Origin of the sequence: Streptomyces nanshensis (assembly GCF_001751255.1) — a bacterium.
GTDB classification, from domain to species: Bacteria; Actinomycetota; Actinomycetes; order Streptomycetales; family Streptomycetaceae; genus Streptomyces; species Streptomyces nanshensis_A.
The window spans coordinates 3332-5620 of record NZ_LJGW01000320.1 but is presented as its reverse complement, the minus strand read 5'-3'; the positions used below and the strand labels follow the sequence as shown (position 1 = coordinate 5620).

Genomic DNA, 2289 nt, shown 5'->3' with positions numbered 1-2289 from the left:
CGGGGCGCTGCGCGCCAGCGCGAGCAGCGCGTCCATGTCGCAGCCCTCGCGGACACGGGCGGCCAGCGCGGACACCGACTCCAGCGCGTCGCGGTGCCGTTCGGCGACGGGAACCAGCCCGAGGTGCCGCGAGGGCGTCTCGGCGCCGGCCGTACGCCGCAGCACGCCCAGCACCGGTACGCCGCAGCCCTCCAGGGCCTCCCGCAGCAGCGCCTCGTGCCGGTCGGAGGCGACCTTGTTGAGCACGACGCCCGCGACCCGTACCTCCGGGTCCCACGAGGCGAAGCCGTGGACGAGCGCGGCGGCGGAACGCGACTGCGACGAGGCGTCCACGACCAGCACGACAGGCGCCTTCAGCAGCTTCGCCACCTGTGCGGTCGAGGCCAGCTCGCCCGCGCCCGCGGCGCCGTCGAACAGGCCCATCACGCCCTCGACGACGGCCAGTTGGGACCCGGCGGCGGCGTGGGCGAAGAGCGGCGCGATCCGCTCGGTGCCGCACAGATACGCGTCGAGGTTGCGCCCCGGGCGGCCCGTGGCCAGGGAGTGGTAGCCGGGGTCGATGTAGTCCGGGCCGGCCTTGTGCGGCGAGACGGTCAGCCCGGCCTCGGTGAAGGCCGCCATCAGCCCCGTCGCCACCGTCGTCTTGCCGCTGCCGGAGGAGGGCGCGGCGACGACGAGACGCGGCGGGTTCACACAGCGCGCGTCCGCCGCGCCGCCGCTGCCTACGGCTGCGCTCATGTCCCCGGCTCCGCCGACGCCCTCACCACTCGATGCCCCGCTGGCCCTTCTGGCCCGTGTCCATGGGGTGCTTCACCTTGGTCATCTCGGTCACCAGGTCGGCGGCGGCGACGAGTTCGGGGGGAGCGTTGCGTCCCGTGACGACGACATGCTGGTTGCCCGGGCGCTCCTCCAGCACCGAGAGCACCTCGTCCACGGGGATCCAGCCCCAGTGCAGCGGATACGCGAACTCGTCGAGCACGTACAGCCGGTAGGTCTCGGCGGCGAGGTCCCGCTTGACCTGCTCCCAGCCCTCCCGGGCCTTCTCCTCGTTGCTCATCTCGCCGTCCCGCTGGATCCAGGACCAGCCCTCGCCCATCTTGTGCCAGGCGACGGTGCCGCCCTCGCCGCTCGCGCCCAGCACCCGCAGCGCACGCTCCTCGCCGACCTTCCACTTGGCCGACTTCACGAACTGGAACACCCCGATCGGCCACCGCTGGTTCCAGGCCCGCAGCGCGAGCCCGAAGGCGGCCGTCGACTTGCCCTTGCCGGGGCCGGTGTGCACCGCGAGCAGGGGGCGATTGCGGCGCTGACGTGTGGTGAGCCCGTCGTCCGGTACGGAGCTGGGCTGTCCCTTCGGCACTAGGCGGCCCTCCGGTTCTGCTTGTTCTGCGGGTTCTGCCGGTGGTCCCGATTCTGCGGCCGGGGGGTGGCGGTTCGCGGTCCGGGCACCTGTCCCGGCTGCGCGCCCGGCGCACCGGTGCCCGTGGCGTGCCGTACGAGGTCGGTGACCGCGTCCGCACGCAGCTCCTCCAACGTGACGGCGCTGCCGCCCAGTTCGGCGGCGAGAGCGCCCGCGAGCCCGAGCCGTACCGGTCCGGCCTCGCAGTCGAGCACCACCGACGCCGTGCCGTCCGCCGCCAGCAGCCGCGCCGCACGCCGTGCGCGCTCGACGGGCTCGCCGCCGCCGGTGGCCCGTCCGTCCGTGACCGTGACGAGCAGCGGGCGGCGCGACGGGTCGCGCATGCGCTCCACCCGCAGCACCTCGCGCGCTTTCAACAGCCCGGCCGCCAGGGGCGTACGCCCCCCGGTGGGCAGTGAATCGAGTCGCGCCGCCGCAGCCTCGACGGACGACGTCGGCGGCAGCGCGACCTCCGCCTCGGAGCGGCGGAAGGTGACCATGCCGACCTTGTCGCGCCGCTGATAGGCGTCCAGCAGCAGCGAGAGAACGGCGCCCTTGACGGCGCTCATCCGCTTCCGGGCGGCCATCGAGCCGGAGGCGTCCACGACGAAGAGGACGAGATTGCCCTCCCGGCCCTCGCGTACGACCTCGCGCAGATCGTCACGGCGCAGCACCAGTCCGCGTCCCTGGCGTCCCCGTGCGTGCTGGTGCGGCGCCGCGGCCTGCACCGTGGCCGGTATGTGCAGCCGGCCCAGCGCGCCTCGCGGTGTACGGGCGCCCGTGGTCCGGCCGTGCGCGGTACGGGCGCGGGAGCGGTTCCCGGACGCGCCCTCGCCGAGGCCCGGCACATAGAGGGTGCGGGCGCGGAAGGGCTCGCCGGCGGGGGCGGC

At 74.7% G+C, this 2289-nt stretch carries 3 protein-coding genes; all 3 read right to left on the bottom strand.

Annotated elements, in window-relative coordinates:
- On the bottom strand, positions 1-738 hold a 738-nt coding region (locus tag AN218_RS18855; protein ID WP_079132327.1), incomplete at its 3' end, for a cobyrinic acid a,c-diamide synthase CobB.
- A gap of 22 nt (positions 739-760) precedes the next feature.
- Positions 761-1360 carry a cob(I)yrinic acid a,c-diamide adenosyltransferase gene (gene cobO, locus AN218_RS18850; protein ID WP_070018056.1) on the bottom strand — a complete coding sequence of 200 codons (600 nt, stop codon included), beginning with the start codon at positions 1358-1360 and terminating at the stop codon, positions 761-763.
- A partial coding sequence (locus AN218_RS18845; RefSeq protein ID WP_141747623.1) for a vWA domain-containing protein occupies positions 1360-2289 on the bottom strand: 930 nt, incomplete at its 5' end. The genes AN218_RS18845 and cobO, both read right to left, overlap by 1 nt.